Annotated in this window: 10 protein-coding genes; 5 read left to right on the top strand and 5 right to left on the bottom strand. The window is 60.3% G+C overall.

Annotation, left to right across the window (positions count from 1 at the left end):
* Positions 1 to 7: 7 nt before the first annotated feature.
* From MSG32_RS07465 to MSG32_RS07450, 4 genes are all read right to left on the bottom strand, one after another.
* Positions 8 to 1,711, bottom strand: coding sequence for a sodium:solute symporter family protein (locus tag MSG32_RS07465; RefSeq protein WP_248379019.1), 1,704 nt, complete (start codon positions 1,709 to 1,711; stop codon positions 8 to 10).
* An 830-nt stretch (positions 1,712 to 2,541) separates the two neighbouring features.
* Positions 2,542 to 4,164, bottom strand: coding sequence for a BCCT family transporter (locus MSG32_RS07460; RefSeq protein WP_248379018.1), 1,623 nt, complete (start codon positions 4,162 to 4,164; stop codon positions 2,542 to 2,544).
* 314 nt (positions 4,165 to 4,478) lie between these two features.
* Entirely contained in the window at positions 4,479 to 6,089 is a 1,611-nt protein-coding gene (locus tag MSG32_RS07455; RefSeq protein ID WP_248379017.1) for a BCCT family transporter, read from the bottom strand.
* 362 nt (positions 6,090 to 6,451) lie between these two features.
* Complete coding sequence (locus MSG32_RS07450; protein WP_131431801.1) at positions 6,452 to 7,369, bottom strand: LysR substrate-binding domain-containing protein; 918 nt, start codon at positions 7,367 to 7,369, stop codon at positions 6,452 to 6,454.
* Between the two features lie 98 nt (positions 7,370 to 7,467).
* On the opposite strand from MSG32_RS07450, the gene MSG32_RS07445 reads away from it, so the two are divergent.
* The 5 genes from MSG32_RS07445 (at position 7,468) to MSG32_RS07425 (ending at position 13,773) form a co-directional block, all read left to right on the top strand.
* Positions 7,468 to 8,373 (top strand): phytanoyl-CoA dioxygenase family protein, encoded by a 906-nt coding sequence (locus MSG32_RS07445; RefSeq protein WP_348983966.1) that lies wholly within the window; start codon positions 7,468 to 7,470, stop codon positions 8,371 to 8,373.
* An 82-nt stretch (positions 8,374 to 8,455) separates the two neighbouring features.
* Positions 8,456 to 9,703: a Xaa-Pro peptidase family protein gene (locus MSG32_RS07440; RefSeq protein ID WP_248379016.1), complete on the top strand. Its 1,248-nt coding sequence runs from the start codon at positions 8,456 to 8,458 to the stop codon at positions 9,701 to 9,703.
* Between the two features lie 305 nt (positions 9,704 to 10,008).
* Positions 10,009 to 10,923, top strand: coding sequence for a LysR substrate-binding domain-containing protein (locus MSG32_RS07435; protein WP_248379015.1), 915 nt, complete (start codon positions 10,009 to 10,011; stop codon positions 10,921 to 10,923).
* 348 nt (positions 10,924 to 11,271) lie between these two features.
* Complete coding sequence (locus tag MSG32_RS07430; protein WP_248379014.1) at positions 11,272 to 12,231, top strand: NAD(P)-dependent oxidoreductase; 960 nt, start codon at positions 11,272 to 11,274, stop codon at positions 12,229 to 12,231.
* Between the two features lie 108 nt (positions 12,232 to 12,339).
* Positions 12,340 to 13,773: an aldehyde dehydrogenase family protein gene (locus tag MSG32_RS07425; RefSeq protein WP_248379013.1), complete on the top strand. Its 1,434-nt coding sequence runs from the start codon at positions 12,340 to 12,342 to the stop codon at positions 13,771 to 13,773.
* A gap of 307 nt (positions 13,774 to 14,080) precedes the next feature.
* On the opposite strand, the gene MSG32_RS07420 is transcribed toward MSG32_RS07425, so the two are convergent.
* A complete protein-coding gene (locus MSG32_RS07420) occupies positions 14,081 to 14,839 on the bottom strand; it encodes an IclR family transcriptional regulator (protein ID WP_225347901.1) in 759 nt (252 codons plus the stop codon).
* Between the last annotated feature and the right edge of the window lie 122 nt (positions 14,840 to 14,961).

Raw genomic sequence — 14,961 nt, 5'->3', positions numbered from 1 at the left:
TCCTGAATCATGCGCCGGTGGAGGCAGCAGGCTGCGTCTGGATCGGTGTTGTCGTATCACGTTCGCCTGAGTCGAGTGCTTCGTCATAGTTGCCGACACGTGCGGTGATGGTGTCGAAGTCGAAGCGTTCCTGTCGGCTGGCGAGGCTCATGACCACACACACCAGGGTGCTGGTGCCGTAAGCGGTCAGCGATGCGAGCAGGACGGTGTAGTCGCGCAGGAAGTCAGTCGCGAAGATCAGCATAGCGATCATGGCCGCGATTCCCGCAAGGATGCCGAGAATGCGCCCCAGGAAGCCGAATACCATCAGTCCGATGATCACGCCGCCGCCGATGCTGGCGAGCAGCTCGAAGAACAGACCGCTCATGCCCGTCAGCGGCACCAGTTCAAAGCGTGCCAGGCAGAACATCACCATCGCGACGATGACCGACGTGGTGAAGGCGGTGTTGGTCACCCGGTTCCAGAAGCAGCTGGCGATGACCGGGAAGACGATCGCGCCCCACAGAGCTCCGACGAAGACCAGCATCACCAGGATATCCAGTGAGAAGCTGGCGAAGACGATACCCAGCACCGTGGCGGTGATCATGGTCAAGCGGCCGATGAAGAGCATGCGCTTCGGGTCTGGCTTGCCGCGGGCGATATTCTTGCCATACACATCGGCCATGATGATGGCGGACAGCGCGGAAAGGTCGGAGTCCGCGGTGGAGGACAGCGAGCCGATCACCAGGATGAAGAACAGCGCGATGAAGAACGGCGGCAGATACTCGGACACCATCTGCGGGATGAGGTTGTTCATGTCGCCGTTGAGCGGCTCTACCCCGAGTGTCAGTGCCATCAGGCCAATCATGCCCAGGCCGATGACGATGGCACCATAGCCCAGCGTCGCGGTGAGGAAGGTCGGCTTGATGTGGTCTTCGTTGACGGCGAACAGGCGCTGGGAAATGGTCTGGTTACCGATCGCATAGGCCAGTACCGCGACGAAGAAGGGCGCCCCCTGGTTCAGGATGGCATCCGTCGAAAAGAAGTCGGCCTGCTCTGGCGTCAGGTTATCCAGGCCTGCGACCAGCTCTGTCGGGCCACCCATCGCAAAGAATACTGCCGGAATGATCACGATGGCGATCGCCATCAGGGCAACCAGTTGCGCGAAGTCGGTCAGTACCGAGGCGCGGAAGCCCGACCACAGGGTATAGAACAGCACCCCCACGCCCGCCATGATCACGCCCGCCTGGAAGGACAGCGGCGAGAGCACGGAGACGAGCGCCCCGGCGGCGGTGAAGTTGACCATCAGGCTGATCACGCTACCCAGCAGGTTGGAGAGCGCCAGAATCAGCTGACTGGAGGAGCCGTGGCGCGCGTGGATGAGCTCGCCCAGTGTATGCGCATTGGGCGCCAGCTTGCGGAAGCGGCGGCCGAAGGGGTAGATGAACAGAATCATCAGTGCACCCCACAGGCCATAGTGGATCGGCCCTGAGACACCATAGGTATAGCCGGAGGTGGCGGCAGCATAGAAGGAGGCCGCCCAGATCCAGGTAGCCGTCATGCTTGCCGCGCCCATGCCGAAGCCAACGCGATGGTTGGAGACCATGAAGGCATCGGCATCTTCATTTTTCTTGCGGATCCCCAGCGTCATCAGGTAGGTGCCGCCATAGAAGGCAAGCAGCAGCAGTACGACAGTCAGGGTAGAGAATTGATATAGCGATTCGTTGTTCAAGAACTGGCCCTCGGTAGGGAAACAGGGCGCTACGCAACGCAGTTGCCCGAGGGCAAACGGTTGTCGATAGCGACGAGTAAGGAGGGGAAGGTTCTTAGCCGTGGACGTAGTTCTGCGTCATTTGCTCAAGCAAATGGCATCCAGCGCAGCACGTGGGCCGCGTCATCAATAATCGGCAATCTCGGTCAATGAAAACGGAGTTGGTGGCACTTCCCGGTCAGGCGGGAGCTTGGGGGAGGGCGGCGTGGCATGCATCTGCCTTCATCGGAATAATGATATCGCATACGCGTCCTTGTGATCGGTCAAGCCTTGCAAGGGCGCTGATACGAGTTGTTGGTCAGCCCCAAGCTTGGCAAAACGGTGTTTTTATTTTCTCTCGTTATCAAATTCGTTGGCAACGATAAATTATGCGCATGTCAATGTCCACACCCTGGCGGGGAAAGCTTGCCTCTCATTCACGTCAACGGTGGTTGGACGAGCGGGTGCGACGATGTTCAGTTGCGTGACACGTGCCAGAGCAGCATGGAAGATATGACGTATTATATAAATAACATTACTCGGCATGAGTTGTGTTTATTTGCTGAGTGTTCTGAATGGTGCCAGGAAGTGGAATAAATCGTTGTCATCACGTCATGCGTATTACTTGTCCAATGCTTGAGGAAAAGACTCCCTCAATGGCCCAGGCAACGGCTGACTCGGCGTGGAAGAGGAGGTTGACGCATGGGAGAGCGAGTCTTCAAAGCGGCCTACCTACAGTAAAACGCCCTGTCCGAAGACAGGGCGTTGTTTTAAACATGCCCAAGGCAGGCATGCTCGGCGCAGGGCTTGGCTTACCGAGAGCTTTCTGCCGTCTTGCGAGTGCTTTCCCAGCGCAGGTGCGCTTCGGGCGAATAGCTACGTGACGGCGTGTGCTCGAGACCGATCTTGGCGGTACCGATTGACACCAGACGCAGCAGAGACGCCGTGGCGGCAATCACGATGAACAGCGCCGGCACACCGCCGAGGTTGGAGAGCATCTTGATGCCGTCAATGCCCACGAAGGCCGTCATGATCCAGGCGACGGCGCCGATGGTGCAGCCCCAGATGATCTTCATGAGCAGACGATCATGGGTGTTTTCATCACTGTCACCGGCCATGGCGGCCTGGCTGTCGGTGCTGCACAGCTGGCTGATCGCTTCGGTGTTGGAGTCGGCTGCCGTCACGAAGGACAGGAAGGCGATGATCAGGAAGACGGCGCTGACCAGGGTGCTCATCGGCAGTTCGTCAAACAGGGCATAGATGACGGAGCCTGCACCAGACTCATTCAGCAGTTGGTAAAGCGCACCGCCACTTTGCATGTCGAACTGGATAGTGGAGCTTGCGAAGACGCTTACGTAGGTAATCGAGAACAGTGCCGGCGCGACCAGGTTGATCAGCATGAACTGTCGCACGGTATAGCCACGGGAAATCTTGCCCAGGAACAGGGCGGAAATCGGTGCCCATGCCATCCAGTTGGCCCAGTAGAAGATACTCCAGCTTTTCGGCCACGGATCGTCATCGAAGGCCCCGGTGAACAGGCTCTTTTGCATGAAATTGTTGAAATACTCACCCGCGGCTTCGGTGCCATAGCCAAGAATGGTCTGGGTCGGGCCGCACAGAAAGACGAAGGCCATGAAGACGAAGAAGGCCTTGGCGTTGATGGCGGACAGACGCGCAATGCCTTTTTGCAGACCACTGGCCGCGGAGGCGGTAAAGCAGGCCACGATGGCGAGAGTCACCAGTGCCAGCATCAGCGGGCCAGTGCCGGTCCCCAGGAAGCGGTCCAGGCCGCCGGCCAATGTCATGGCGCCGGTACCCAATGACGATGCCATGCCGCAGACCAGTGCGAACAACGCCAGTGCATCCAGCGCGCGGCCCTTGCGACCGATCAGGCGATCACCCAACAGCGGCACGAAGAGCGTGCCGAGCGAGAACGGCTTGCCAAGGTTGTAATGCATCAGAGCGAACAGCAATGCCGGCACGGTATAGATCGCATAGGGCGTGAATGACCAATGCAGGAACATCGTCGAGAGCGCAAAGCGCGCCGCCTCGGGAGAGTTCGCCGTCAGATCCAGCGAACCGGGGGGAGTATGCAGGTGATAGAGCGGTTCTGCGGTCGACCAGAACATGATGCCGACGGCCAGCGTGGTACATAGCGTGATGGAAAACCAGCGCCAGGGTGTCAGGATCCGCGTGGCATTTTCACCACCGATCCGGGTCCGGCCCAGTGGTGACAGGTAAGTGATCAAGCATGTCACCACCATCGCCAATGCCGTAATCGAGAACAGCCAACCGAACTTGTTGAGTACCCAGTCATTCAAGGCCGTCGTGGTGGCGAGAAAGCCTTCAAGATTGATGAGGCTTGCTGCCACCGCGACCATCAACAGGATGAACGGTGGCCAGAAGACCAGGGAGCGGATGGAAGAGCCAAACATACGCATTCCTATAATTTCTTGTGAGGGTGCGGATCCTAACCCATAAAATTCTGTTTTGTCAGCGTTGAGATTCGCTCATCAACGGCGTATATACGCGCGCGTTCATGTAATGCGCTGGCGGGATTTCCAGAAAGTTCTGTCCGGAAATTGCGTCAGTGGCTAACGCCCCCGAGCCGTCACGCAGGCTGCATGGCCCACGCCACTGTGCGGGTCATGACACTCAAGAGAAAACCACGACACCCCCATTGCCTTTCGGCCCGGGGGTGTCGTGGTTTCTCCTAGAGGACTTGAGTATCACGCCATCTCGAGCTAGCTCAGCTGGACTGGGAAGATTGCCAGCGCTGATGGGCTTCCGCCGAATAACTGCGTGACGGCGTGTGCTCGAGGCCGATCTTGGCGGTGCCGATCGAGACCAGTCGTATCAGAGACGCCGTGGCACCGATCACGATGAAGAGCGCTGGTACCCCGCCGAGGTTGGAGAGCATCTTGATGCCGTCGATGCCGACGAAGGAGGTCATGATCCAGGCGACGGCACCGATGGTCGAGCCCCAGATGATCTTCATCATCAGGCGGCCCTTGCTGCGGTCTTCGCTTTCATTGCCTGCCAGAGCCTCCTGGCTATCCGAGCTGCAGAGCTGGCTGATGGCGTCGGTATTGGAGTCGGCCGCTGTCACGAAGGACAGGAAGGCGATGACCAGGAAGATCCCCCCCACCAGAGAGCTCATCGGTAGCTCATCGAATAGTGCGTAGATCACCGAGCCAGCTCCGGCCTCGCTGAGGATGGTGTTGAGTGCCCCGGCGGTATCCATGTCGAGCTTCAATGTCGTGCTGCTGAACACCGCGACATAGATGATCGAGAAGAGTGAGGGCGCCACCATGTTGATCAGCATGAACTGTCGCACGGTATACCCCCGTGAGATCTTGCCCAGGAACAGAGCCGAGATCGGTGCCCATGCCATCCAGTTGGCCCAGTAGAAGATGGTCCAGCTCTGTGGCCAGGGGTCATTGTCGAAGGCCCCGGTGAACAGATTCTTGTTCATGAAGTTGGTGAAGTATTCGCCAGCCGCTTCCGTGCCGTAGCCCAGGATGGTCAGCGTCGGACCGAAGGCGAATACGAAGATGAGAAAGGCGAAGAAGGCCTTGGCGTTGATGGCGGACAGGCGTGCGATGCCTTTTTGCAGACCACTGGCCGCCGAAGCGGTGAAACACAGCACGATTGCGAGGGTGACGATGCCCAGCATCAGCGGGCCCGAGCCAGTGCCGAGGAAGCGGTCGATGCCGCCTGCCAGTGTCATGGCCCCTGTACCGAGGGATGACGCCATGCCACAGACCAGGGCGAAGAGCGCGAGTGCATCGAGCGCACGTCCCTTGCGACCGATCAGTCGATCTCCCAGCAGCGGCACGAACAGGGTCCCGAGCGAGAAGGGTTTGCCGAGGTTGTAATGCATCAGGGCGAAGATCAGCGCAGGGACGGTGTAGATCGCATAGGGCGTGAACGACCAGTGCAGGAACATGGTCGAGAGCGCGAACCGCGCGGCTTCCGGGCTATTGGCGGCAATGTCCAGCGAGGTGGGCGGCGAGTGCAGATGATAAAGCGGCTCTGCGGTCGACCAGAACATGATGCCCACGGCCAACGTGGTGCATAACGTGATGGAGAACCAACGCCATGGGGACAACAGTCGTGTCGCGTTCTCACCGCCGATACGGGTGCGGCCCAATGGCGAAAGATAGGCTATGAGGCAGGCCACCACCATGCTGAGCGCCGTGATGGAAAACAACCAGCCGAACTTGCTCAGTACCTGGTTGTTGAGATTGGTGGTGACAGCCAGAAAGCTGTCGAGATCGATCAAGCTCGCCAATACGGAGGCGAACAGCAGAATGAAAGGTGGCCAGAAGACCAGTGGGCGCACGGATGCTCCGAACATTTGATACTCCTCGATCTTGTTGTCGGGTGTAGCCGATCATCTTGTTGTCAGGTGTTACCGATCATCTCGGGGTGGCGCTTGACGTCTTGTCTGCGCCGATCAGGGGCCTCATCGGTAAGGGGGGGAATGAGCGTCTGATCATGTAGGGACGATCATCTGATTTTGCAACGTCAGTGCTCGAGGAGGAGGCGGAATGACGTCAGCTTTCCGGGCTCCCTGTGACATGCAGCGAACTGCCGTGCAGCGTATTGCAGGGCAGATCGGAAAATCTTCCATCCTGTCGCAGGCAGAATGTCAGGGGTCGTAATGGAGATAGTAAAAACGCCCGTATAAGCAGCAAGACCAGTGATCCTGATGAGGATTCATCGCACTTGAGGTTTCTCTCGCAACAATTCGCGAATCATCTCTGCGCAAGTATCGAAGATCGGATGCGTCAGGCTGGGGGAACGATGGAGTTCAATTTCGGCAGTGGGTAGCGCCGGAAGCCCTGCCTCGGTGCCCAGCTCGCACCAGTCCTCAGGCAACGAGCGTCGATCTGCCACCGTGATGGCATGGCCCTGATTGACGATGACTCTCAAGCCACTGGGGCTCTGACTGGTGGAATCGATACGCCAACTGCGTTCTGCCTGGGTCAGGGCGGACAATGCCCTCTCGCGATAGATGCATTGTTCGGGGAACAGCGCCAACGGCAGCGGAGCGGAGGGGTCCAGCACAAAGCGTTGATGCGCCGCCCACACGACAGGCTCGCGAGACAGCAGTTCCCCCTGGCGTTGTTGGTTGTGGCTGACCGCGATGACCAGATCCAGCTGGCCGGCATCGAGCTGTTCCAGCAGTTCCGTGGACATCCGGCAGTGGATGTGCGGACGGATCTGGGGGTGGCGCTCGCCGAGATGTGCCAGCAGCTCTGGCAACCAGGTGGTGGCGTAATCCTCCGGCAAGCCGAGGCGCAACGTGATCGGGTGGTCGTTTTCGCTGAGGGCCGCCACGGCTTCGCGTTGCAGTTGCAGGATGCGTCGTGCGTAACGCAGAAACGTTCGGCCGGCATTGGTCAATTCCATATGACGGCTGGTTCGCATCAGCAGTCGATAGCCAAGACGCTCCTCGAGGGTGCTGATGCGCAGACTGACAGTGGACTGCGTGCGATGCAGATGCCGCGACGCCTGAGTGAAGCTCCCGCTGTCGGCCACCGTCACGAATGCCAGCAGGAGATCCGTATCCAGCGATGGCAGCGGGCGAGGGGCGTCTGCGCTTGATGTATCGGGTTTGCCGATGGATTTCATTGGAATGACTCGTTTCTCAAATGCATGGATTCTGGCCAGCATAGTGCCTGACCCACGAGCTGTCTTGTCCCCCAGCCCCACGACGTGAGGATACCTCCGTGACTGACCTGACTTCCGCGATGCCCCCGCAATTGGCCGATGCCGAGACCGTCGATCTCTCCGCGTTGGTCGATACCGAGCGTTACCCCCTGCATGACCCCCGATCTCCAGCGCTTGAGGCCACGATCGCCAAGGCGCGTGAAGATCTCGAGCGTGAGGGTTGCGCCGTATTGAGAGGATTTCTGCGTCCGGAGCGCCTTGCGCAGATGCAAGCGGAAACGGCCCGTCTCGCCGAGACCGCGTTCTACAACACCCGCGAGGTGAATGCCTATTTCACGGCCGATGACGACCGCTTGCCCCAACAGGACCCGCGTCGCTTGTTCATGACGCGCACCAGTGGCTTCGTGACGCGCGACATGATCCCTGCCGATAGCCTGATGCAGCGGCTGTACGTCTCGCAGGCCATGAAGCAACTGGTGGCGGCCTGTCTTGGTCGTGAGCGGGTGTACGAGTATGCCGACCCCTTTGCCGGGCTCGTGCTCAACGTGCTGCCAGATGGCACCGAGCAACCCTGGCACTACGACACCAACGAATTCATCGTCACCATGATGACGCAACAGCCCGAGAGCGGGGGTCAGTTCGAGTATTGCCCCGGCATCCGTACCCCCAACGATGAGCACTACGCTGCCGTAGGCGAAGTGATTCGGGGAGAGTCGCGTGAAGCGGTGAAGACCCTGAGCCTCAACCCGGGCGATCTGCAGTTGTTCAAGGGGCGGTTCAGTCTGCACCGCGTCACGCAGGTGTCGGGTGAGGTCCCCCGGTTGACGGCGATCTTCGCGTATTCCGAAACCCCGGGAGTGGTCGGCCGGCTTGAACGTACGCGTCAGCTGTATGGACGAGTCTCGGAGCAGCACATTCTGGCGGAAGCTCAGCACGTCCGGCGTGCCGATGGTCTGCTCGACTGAGACGGGCGCGACATTCCCGTGACGCCTTCCCCCTTGTACGCGCCTTGGCGCATGACCGAACTTTTCCCACAGGGCACTTCACATGAAAATGGACCTGACAGCGATGGGCATTCTGGCCCCGACCCATGCACTGGAAGACTGCGAACCGACTTCGGAAGAGATTGCGCAGATCCAATGCGACCGACTCGCGCGTGTTCGCCAGGAACTGGCCCGTCGCGATATCTCGGCGGCAGTCCTGTTCGACCCGGCCCATGTCCGCTATGCCACCGGGTCTCGCAACATGCAGGTATACAGCTCACGCAATCCCGCTCGCTACGTATTCGTCCCCGCGGCAGGGCCGGTCGTGCTGTTCGAGTTCTCGGGGTGTGAACACCTGGCCAGCCATCTGCCGACCGTGGACGAGATTCGTCCGGCCAAGGCGATTTCCTATTACTTCAATGAGAAGAATACACAAGACGTCACCAGGGCCTGGGCGGATGAAATCATTGACCTCGTGCGCCAGTGTGGCGGAGGTGAGCGGATCGCCCTCGAAAGCGCGACTGCAGAAGCCGCTTTCATGCTCGAGCAGCGTGGCTATCAGGTGTTGGATGCCCATGAGCCCCTTGAGCAGGCACGTGCCATCAAGGTACCCAACGAGATAAAGATGATTCGCTCCTCCCTGAGAGCGGTCGAGGAGGGGGTGCGCAAACTGGAGGCCTCCATCCGTCCTGGCGTCACCGAGAATCACGCCTGGTCGCGGCTGCACCAGCACATCATCGAGACAGACGCCGATTTCATCGAGACACGCCTCATGAATTCCGGGCCGCGCACGAACCCCTGGTTCCAGGAATGTTCCGACCGTGTCATCCAGGCAGGAGAACTGGTCGCACTGGATACCGATGTGGTGGGACGTTACGGATACTATGCGGATTTCTCGAGAACCTTCCTGTGTGGTTCGGGGGAGGCCAGCGCCGAGCAGAAATCGCTCTATCGCATGGCGTATGACCAGATCCAGACCAACATGGAAAATCTCAAGCCCGGGGTCAGCTTCAAGGAATACACCGAACGCGCCTGGCGAATCCCTCCCGCTTACCGCGCGCGTCGTTACTTTGCCCTGGCGCATGGTGTCGGGATGAACGGCGAGTATCCCTACATCGTTCATCGCGAGGATATCGAGGACAAGGGTTACGACGGCATCCTCAAGCCGGGGATGACGCTGTGTGTGGAGAGCTATATCGGGCATGAGTCCGGCGGTGAAGGCGTCAAGCTCGAAGAGCAGCTGTACATTCGTGACGATGGTCAGGTGGAGCTGTTGTCCGACTACCCCTTCGACGAGCGCCTGCTGAGCTAGGCCGTCTGAGTCAGTCCGGTTGAGCCGGGCCTGTTGAGCCGGGCCTGTTGAGCCGGGCCTGTTGAGCCGGCCCCGGGTAGCTTGCCGACGCGCATCGGCATTACGCGGCATGGCGGCTTTGGTAACATGAGGTCAATTGTGCGGGTGGCTGTCAGCGACGGTCACCCGCTTTGCCATTGTCTCATGGCGAAAGAGGGCCTGATGGCAGCCGTGTGCCGTGAACGGGAGAGTGTGTCGAGAACGTCTATCGTTCATGGGATACCGGTTGCTTCCTGCTCGCCTTTTGCCTTTCGTGAGTGTCGTCTATGCCAACCCCTCTGCCACTGCAGAAACTGCCGCCCTTGAGTTCGCTGAAAGGGTTTGAAGCTGCTGCGCGTCTGCTGAGTCTCCGTGCGGCTGCCGAGGAGCTGAACCTGACGCATCCGGCCATCGCCAACCAGATTCAGCGTCTCGAAGAGAGTCTGGAGGTGAAACTGTTTGCCCGTGAAGGCCGTCATGTGGTGCTGACGGCGGCTGGCGAGCGTTTCTATCCGGTAGTGCGTGAAGCGCTGGCGGGCCTGGTGCAAGGCGCCGAGTCGCTGCGCCAGATGCAGCATGCCCAGCCGCTGACGATTCAGGTCTATGTGACGACCTCGATTCGCTGGTTGGCACCGCGCTTGTCGCATTTCCAGGCCATGCATCCTGAAGTCGAGCTCAAGCTGATGACGTGCAGTCTCGGCTGGGAGTTCGATGAGGCCAATGCCGATGTCGGTATCGTCTTCCGCGATGCGTCGCTGGCGGACCACCTGCACTGGCAGCCGTTGTTCGAGTCACGCCTCCTCCCGGTATGCAGCCCCCAGCTGCTGGGCGACGATACACGCCCGGTTCCCGCGGATGCCTTGAAGACGCTGCCGTTGATCGGGGTCTACACCGAGGGCTGGAATTGGGAGAGTTACTTCGAGGCATTGTCGCTAGGCCCGTGTCCCACCCGCAATTGCATCGTGGTCGACACTCTGGCCGTCGCCCTGGAGATGGCGGCGCGCGGGGAGGGCGTCGCATTGGTCAACGGGCCCTTTGCCGACGATGACCTGGCGAACGGTCGACTCATCAACCCGACCGGACAGGTGACGACCGGGCGCGGTGAATGGGGGGCTGTCTGTCATCGCGAGCTGGAGCGGGACCCCCGCGTCGCGACCCTCCTTGGCTGGCTTGAGGCACAGAGTCGCAGCGCGCTCACCTGATCCGCCAGAGCGAGAGCTGTTACGTGACAACGCCACCTTCGGGTGGCGTTTTTTGTTTCCGGGTTCTGACTTCTGGGCTCTGTGTTCTGAGTTATGGGGGGCTGGGCATCTGGCATCTGCCGGTTGATCGCTGTTCGCCATTTGCTGTTCGTTCGGAGACGCGGAGTCTGGGGGCTTACAAAAATTGTTACCAATCGCCAAATTCTTATGAATTGTTGGCAGGCAGGTCGGCCAGTAGGGTGAGCCTCAAGATGACATGGGCCACGACGGACAGGATTCCACTCCGTCCCAAGCGGCCCTGTGCAGTACACCGGACAGCCAGCAGGCAGACAGCAAAGAGGACAGCACATGAAAGTCGGATTCATCGGTCTCGGTAACGTGGGTGGCAAGCTGGCAGGTAGTCTGCTGCGCAATGGACACGACGTCACCGTGCGTGACCTTGACCCGGAAGCCGCCAAGCCTTTCCTCGCGCAGGGTGCCAAGTGGGCGGATTCTTCCAAGGAACTCGCCGAAGCCAACGACATGGTCATCACCTGCCTGCCGTCTCCGGCTGCCTGCAGCGCCGTGATGGAAAGCGACGACGGCATCATCGCCGGTCTGCGTGAAGGCAAGATCTGGCTCGAGATGAGCACTACCGACGATGGCGAACTGCGTCGTATCGCCGACAAGGTGCTGGCCACCGGTGCCAAGGCACTGGAAGCGCCGGTCTCCGGCGGCTGCCACCGCGCTGCCACCGGCAATATCTCCATCTTCGTCGGCGGTGACCGCGAATCCTTCGAGCAGGTGCTGCCGGTGCTGACCAATCTCGGTCGTCGTGTCCTGCACACCGGGGAGCTGGGTACCGCCTCCGTGCTCAAGGTGATGACCAACTATCTGGCCACCGCCAACCTGTGCGCCGTCGCCGAAGCCCTGACCGTCTGCAAGAAGGCCGGCATGGACATGAATACCACCTACGAGGCGATCAAGATTTCCTCGGGCAACTCCTTCGTCCACGAGACCGAGTCCCAGGTCATCCTGAACGGAAGCCGCAACATCAGCTTCACCATGGATCTGGTGCTCAAGGATGTCGGCCTGTTCGACACCCTGGCCAAGAACCTGGATGTGCCGCTGGAAATCTCCCCGATGCTGATGGACATCTTCCGCGATGGTCAGGAACGCTTCGGTCCGCGTGAGTGGTCCTCCAACATCATCCGTCGTCTCGAGGAAGCCGCCGATGTCCGTGTGCTCGGCACCGGCTTCCCGGCAGAGCTGACCGATGACGAGCCGGAAGAAGTCGGCTACGAAATCGGCGTTACCGGCCGCAGCTGAGCCGTGAAGACTGCCCCGGAGCGCCGTGCGAATGGCCTCCGGGGCATTTGCGTTTGAGACTCCCCCTCAGGGAAAGTGTTATCTCCCACCAGCAACGAGAGGTCTGGCATGCAACATCACGACAACTTCTACATCAATGGCCACTGGCAGGCACCCTTCGGGCGCGAGCGCATGGAGGTCATCAATCCGGCCACCGGCGAGCTGTGCGCCAGTGTGCCGCGCGCCGGTGAGCAGGATGTGGAGGCTGCCATCATGGCAGCACGTCAGGCGCTGCCTGCCTGGTCCACGACATCTGCGCAGGAACGCCACGATATCCTGATGGCGGCAGCGGATGAGATGCAGCGTCGCTTCGATGAGCTGCGCGACGTGCAGGTGCTCACCATGGGTTGCCCGGTGCAACTGGCCGGCGCGCTGCACGTGGAAGGCCCCATCGAAGGCATGCGTTACTACGCCGAGCGTGCCTTCCAGATGGAAGAGGACGAGCGCAAGGGCGATGTGACCCTGATGCGCGAGCCCATCGGTGTCTGCTCGCTGATCAACCCGTGGAACTATCCGCTGCATCAGTTGATCGGCAAGCTGGCCCCGGCGCTGGCGGCAGGCTGCACCGTGATCGCCAAGCCGGCGGAGCAGACGCCGCTGCAGGACTTCATCATGGCCGAGATCTTCGAGAAGGTCGGTCTGCCTGCTGGCGTGTTCAATGTGGTGACGGGCGAGGGCAGCGAGATAGGCCCGGTGATGTCCAGCCATCCGCAGGTCGACATGGTGTCCTTCACCGGCTCGACCATTGCCGGTAGCAAGGTCGCCGAGAGTGCCGCGCCCACCGTCAAGCGGGTCTGTCAGGAACTGGGCGGCAAGTCGCCGCTGCTGGTGACGGAAGATGCCGACCTGGCCGCGGCCGTGCGCTTGAACGTCGAGAACGTGATGGCCAACACCGGCCAGACCTGCGACGCCTTCACGCGTCTGCTGGTGCCGCGTTCACGCATGGAAGAGGCGACCCGTCTGGCGGTCGAGATCGCCAATGAGCAGGTGGTGGGTGACCCGAATGATCCGGCGACCACCATGGGGCCGCTGGTCTCCCAGCGTCAGCGCGAGCGGGTGCTTGATCTGGTGCAGCGGGCCATCAACGATGGTGTCGAGCTGGCGCTGGGTGGCGTCGAGCCGCCCGAAGGGCTCGAGAAGGGCTGCTATGTGCGGCCGACCATCTTCACCAATGTCAGCAATGAAATGGAGATCGCCCGTGAGGAGGTCTTCGGCCCGGTGCTGTGCATCCTGCCCTACGACGACGTGAAGCAGGGGATCGCCATCGCCAATGACAGCGTCTATGGCCTGTCATCTGCGGTCTATGCGCGTGACGCCAAGGCAGCATTGCCGATCGCCCGCTGCATGCAGGCAGGGCAATGCTATCTGCAAGGGGCAGAGTTCTCCTTCGATGCGCCCTTCGGTGGCTACAAGCGTTCCGGCAACGGCCGTGAATGGGGCGACGAAGGCCTGGCGGAATATGTCGAGGTCAAGGCACTGCTCGGCGCGCCGGTCATCTCCTGACAGGAGGCGAATGACGCCGCCGTGATGCCACGCAAGATACCCGTGATTCGTGAGGCCAGGCTGGCCTTGTGAATCACGGGTATCTTGCATTCGCGCCATCGACCATTCGCGCCATCGACAAAAGACACCCTCAAGGCGCTTGTCGGCTGTCGCGGATGCGCTTCGCTATCAGAGCAACGCCCATCGCGTCTGTCACATCGCTGGGTACTGAAAAATACCTATATGCTCAGTGCTAAAAATACCTATATATAGTGGCAAGACTTTGTGCGGTGCAGCATTGCTGGCACGTCAGGTGCCGTTTTGGACCTCAGATGATGCGCGAGGAGAGCTGACGCGCCGCCTGAACCAGATGCTTGGAGTAGGCGCGAGCCTGCTGCGGATTCAGGCAGTCCTGGCTGATGACGGCGCTGATGGCGGCGATAGGCTCATTGCGCATGTTCAGCACAGGCGCCGCGATACAGCTCAATTGTCCCTCGGCATCGCCACTGGACACGGCATACCCGAGGCGTTGCGCACGTTCAAGTTCGGCATCCATCTCGTCACGGCGTTCGGCCAGGCCGGGCGTGATACGCGTGGCAGCCTCCAGGTACAGCTGACGCGAGCTCTCGGGGCGCATGGCGAGAATCGCCTTACCGGCGGCACAGGCATGCTGGGCCATGGTCTTGCCGATATAGAGGTTGTAGCTGCCACTGCCGGAGGCATCGACCTTCGAGATCACCACCACCTGATCCCCGATGGGGATGCACAGGAAGATCGAGCGGTGAATCTCGTTCTTGAGAATCTCGGCGATGGGGTAGAAGACCGGAATCAGGCTCTGCTTGTTGTAGATCGTCGAGGAGATCTGGAAGATGCGCGAGCCGATGCAGTAGGACTTCTTGCGACCGGGATCGTGAGCGACCAGCTGATGGTGCAGCAGGGAGTTGATCACACGATGACCGGTAGCGGGCGAGATGCCGGTGGACTCACAGATTTCCGAGAGCGTCAGCGGGTAGGAGGCTGCCGCAAGCAGATCCAGAATCATGACACTGTGGTCGACGGCAGGGGCTTTGGTCTTCTCGTGATTCATGAACGCGGGGACACTCCGAAACGCGAATCTCGGCCACAGGCGGCGTGCATCCGGGGCTGTGACACCTTGACGACGGATGAACGATGCCACACACGGCATCTCTCATGCGCTGAAAATAAAAC

Origin of the sequence: Cobetia sp. 1CM21F, assembly GCF_023161745.1 — a bacterium.
GTDB classification, from domain to species: Bacteria; Pseudomonadota; Gammaproteobacteria; order Pseudomonadales; family Halomonadaceae; genus Cobetia; species Cobetia amphilecti.
This window is presented reverse-complemented; position numbering and strand designations above follow the sequence as displayed.